General features: G+C 33.5%; 2 protein-coding genes and 2 pseudogenes. 3 read left to right on the forward strand and 1 reads right to left on the reverse strand.

Translation table 11 applies throughout. The annotated features are described in order from the left end of the window. Positions 1–385, reverse strand: a 385-nt coding sequence (locus tag V7124_RS25970) for a spore coat protein (protein ID WP_335494810.1), incomplete at its 3' end; no start/stop codon positions are given. 415 nt (positions 386–800) lie between these two features. Here V7124_RS25970 and V7124_RS25975 point away from each other — a divergent pair. The 3 genes and pseudogenes from V7124_RS25975 to V7124_RS25985 all read left to right on the forward strand — a co-directional run. Continuing rightward, entirely contained in the window at positions 801–1436 is a 636-nt protein-coding gene (locus V7124_RS25975; protein ID WP_335494812.1) for a hypothetical protein, read from the forward strand. A 1519-nt stretch (positions 1437–2955) separates the two neighbouring features. Continuing rightward, positions 2956–3090: pseudogene (locus V7124_RS25980) on the forward strand (excalibur calcium-binding domain-containing protein); the annotation flags it as partial. Between the two features lie 523 nt (positions 3091–3613). Next, positions 3614–3859, forward strand: a pseudogene (locus V7124_RS25985) (DUF7916 family protein); the annotation flags it as partial. Positions 3860–4264 lie beyond the last annotated feature (405 nt).

Consider the following 4264-nt stretch of genomic DNA (forward strand, 5'->3'; position numbering starts at 1 on the left):
TTACAACTAATTGTGTTAAAAGTTTCACTACTGCTTGAACTACAGTTTCAAATTGAAGTTCCGTTTGAGTCACTTTTATTCCATCTGATTCTTCAATGTGAATTGATTGTTGTTGTATTTGATTGTTTTCGATAGATTGAGAAATTTTTTCTAAATTTTTCACATCAGTATCATCTTTACCCAAGACAACTATAACTGCTTCAATTGCAGCCTTAAGTGATGCTTGTACCAATACTAAACCTTGTGCTTCAGTTTGAACAACTTCAATATTGTGTGATTTTTTAATCACTAATCCTTGAAATTCCGTTTGGGCATTTTCTACCTTATTATTGAAAAATTCTTTATCCTCAAGCTTAACGTCTTTGTCGTTAGTGTTCAGAACCATTTTTTTTGCCTCCTAATAATTTGATTACACCATAATCTATTCATTTTAAGGCTTTTTAGATTGGACAAGCTTCCTGATTAAAAAGTGGAATTTTTGTGCTCAATATTATTAATAATGTCGATATTCGATTCTCTTTAAAGAAATGTACATAAGCTAACGGGTGCAAGAGTTGAACAGGGGATCGCAGCTGCTATCCCTTTTCTTATTGGAGTAACGTTGCAGGTTAGCTCAATTGCAGTGAGTTGATAGGGCGGAAGTTAAGTGGCCGTTGAGACTTTGATAACGTATGGAGGATGTGCAATTAAAGCAGCAAAATTAGTTTGTCATCCTAGTTCTGACCGAAATCGATGTTCAGCGAACCAGAGAAGGTAATTTAATATATCACATAGAATACAATACTTAAGGATGGTGATTGATGATGAATGTAGAGGAGCATTTTATGCCTTTCATTAAAGCTTTAGAATCTGGAATAAAAGAGGAAAACTGGATTTTGTCGGTGATGTGTGCTTGTACGTTACCTGATATTTGTACATCCTTAGAAGGTAAAAGAGGTAATGCAAATTATATAAAATGGTTTAATAATTATGTTAAAGAGTATCAACCTACGCTAAGTCGTAGAAAGGGATATATTGCTAAAACCTTAGTAGAATGGATAAATAGACCACCTTTAAAACCAGAAGATATTGAGCTACATACACACGTCTTTTTTTCAGGAGTAAACGCATACGCTTTACGATGTGCTTTTCTGCACGATGGTAATGGAAATTTATCATCACAAGATGTTCAAAGTGGTACAGGTAAGTACGAAAAATATAAAGATCAAATTTTAAATATAGAAAATGTCGAGTTAAAAAATGACCCTAATCTCATTTTTCATCAAGTAGGTAAAACTGTATATATAAATCCCGAAAAATATTGCATAGCTATTATAACAGGTGTTAGCAATTGGATTGAAAAAATAAATGGATTTAAAGATAGTGACAGACCAAGCGACCAACGAGTATATTCAATCGTTCAAGAGAATGCTTCTAAACTGCTTATGCTTAAATAATTATTTGTTATCGTCCATAACGGCAGCGTTGATCCAAGAAGGATTAACGCTTCTTTTTGTTGAATTTTATTGATGTAACGAAGTAGTTTTGTTTACTTTGTCGAATATATGAGGAAAGAACCTGTTTCTATAATGGGGGACATACTGTATGAATAAATATAATATTCCTAAAAAGAGACACATATGCCCAAAATGCGGTGAGAAGACTGCGTACAAAGAGCGTAAAGGAGGTGGTTTCGAAGGTAACTTTTACTGGAACACCCGTTGCCTTTCTTGTGGATATAATCAAGAAAAGGACACTATTGGAAATAAGATTGAAGGATGTCTAACCTTTTTTTTCATTATAGTCGTTATCTTATCATTACTCTTTGAGAGTTTGTGACGATTCTATTTGAACTAACGGATGCTTAAGTTTAAGATCATAAATAAAAGAACAAGTCATTTGCTGCGTAGTACAACGATACTATTCAATAGCCTAATGTGATGTTCAACAATCGGGCGCTTTTCTTCAATACCAAAGTTTATTAATAAGCCGAAAATATGCAATTTTTCGGGTATCACTGCTGGGAAGATTGGTGAGGGAAAGAAGGATTGGGGTTCTGCACCTTGCTGTGCAAGAACCCCAATCCTAATTTATTTGAAATAAAGTTGCTTTAATCCCGTAAGGGATTGCAGTAAACAGGCACTTTTGTATTTAATAAGGTTTACTCACTACCTCTAATGAAGTAACGAGGTTCATAAGAATATCTTCCACATATTTGAAAAAATTTATGGTTTTATCCACCAAGATTAATTGGTTCCCTTAGTCTTGCGGTAGTCATGACCTAGTATGGCTACTGTCATGTATTTTCTTCGTACAAAGCGTAAAGGTTTTTTTTAGTTAAGTCATGTTGAATAATCCTCCTCTTTTGGTAACTGCTCCACTTTAATTAAAAAACAAACCCATTCTGGCTTATTTGAATATGTATATGGCTATTCTTTATTTGATAAAAATTCACCAAAAGCCTGGGAAACCTCCATTTTGATTGGCCACGTATCCCCAAAAATCCTTTATCGTTGAAAAATATTAAGATAGCAAACTAAAACGTTATATTAAAATGTACCTATATAAATATATTTAATAATACATATACCAAAACCAAGGAGGTGTCATATAAGTAAAGCAGCATCGCTTAATTAGCAAACTAGGTTTTCAATGTAAAATATTTAAATGATAACTAAATTTTTTCTGAAATAAGTCAAAATATTACAATATATGATATGGTTATACAAGGATAGAAAAAGTATTATAGGGGTTATTGTATTGAAAAAGTATTTAGTAGGTTTATTTGCTTTATTTTTAATTTTTAGTTTAGTTGCTTGTTCATCTGAAAGTTCGAAAACCTCAAAAGCAGAGGATAATAATGAGGAAAAGAGTTCTGAGGCGAAAACAAAGGCAGAAGCAGAAGCCAAAGCGAATGCAGAAGCAGAAGCCAAAGCAAAGGCAGAAACAGAAGCCAAAGCAGCTGCAGTTGCAGCTTCAAGTGGAGGAGCAGAGCTCTTTGCCAATTGTACTGAACTAAGAGAGAAATATCCAGATGGCGTAGCTTCTGATCATCCAGCCTATCAATCTAAAATGGATAGAGATAACGATAATTTTGCTTGTGAAAGATAGTGTATTATCACTTAGTTGACCTTTCTAAGGTATTGAATTATGAATGATCCCTTCTCAAATAATGAGATGGGATTATTTTTTGTAATTCCTTAACAATTCTTAAACTTAAACGGAATGATTAATTGATATATCCGAATGTAGATTTGAGTCGTAAGTGCTAGAAAAGTAGAAGGAATAAATCAGGAGTTTTTTAAATTTAATAATGGTTGATAGGGATCTACATATCTTTTGGTAAAATGGAAATATAGTCCAATATTTTACAAGAGTAGACAATTTACTATAAGAAAACCTTTGTTAACGTTTTCTATTGAACTTTAGAATTACGAATGTATAAGAGGAGTGGTTCAGGATGGAGGATAACCTGACGGGTGAAGCGATTAGTTTGCAAGATGATAAGAATGCGAAGCATATAGGTGAGCTAAGGGAGTACCCGGATTGTTTTGAGTATTGTTGGATTCCAAATTATGAAGACAAATTTACCGAATTGCATACGGAATGCATCCAGATGGACGACTGCTTTGCAATAAAAAACGTTAAAAATAAAGGGCCATTAACCCTTGCCGTAATTGGCACCAGCCAAGAAGGAGCAGTCGAAGAAACAATCCGCGCAATCGCTTTAAGCGCTAAAATAGCAGGAGTAGATATTTTTTATATCGGGGATGCGGGGTATTCTGGTATGGCTTTACCTGAAAATTTTCAAACCCTTTCGGTTACGGTAAGAGTAAAAAGACATACATATATAAGAATGGCCGCGTCTGCTTTAAGATAATAACCAGATAGTATCCCTTTCTATTTAAGAATGTGATTTTTTGTCGAGTGGAGGATTATTTAAAAAAATAAATACTTTTAGAGGGAAGAAAGGTTGTTTGAACCTTTACAAATGTGGTCTCTTTACCGTTTTGCCAACAAAGTTTCGCTCTATTGTTAGAGTAAGGGGGTAATAATACATGTCCTTATATCTCAGAACAGAAATGTGCGTAAGTAAATTATAAGGGGGTTGTGTTCAGGGTTAATGGAAATTATGGTATGATTATACAAAATAATACAATTTATGCTAAAGATAGTAAAATATGAACGGAGGAAGTGCAGTGCAAAAGGATTATCAAAACACTAGCATAAAAGAGGAAATAGGGAAAAAAATCAATACATTTAATATAACTAGAAACAATAGGAT

Source organism: Neobacillus niacini (genome assembly GCF_036961885.1).
In the GTDB taxonomy this organism is placed as follows: Bacteria; Bacillota; Bacilli; order Bacillales; family Cytobacillaceae; genus Neobacillus; species Neobacillus niacini_H.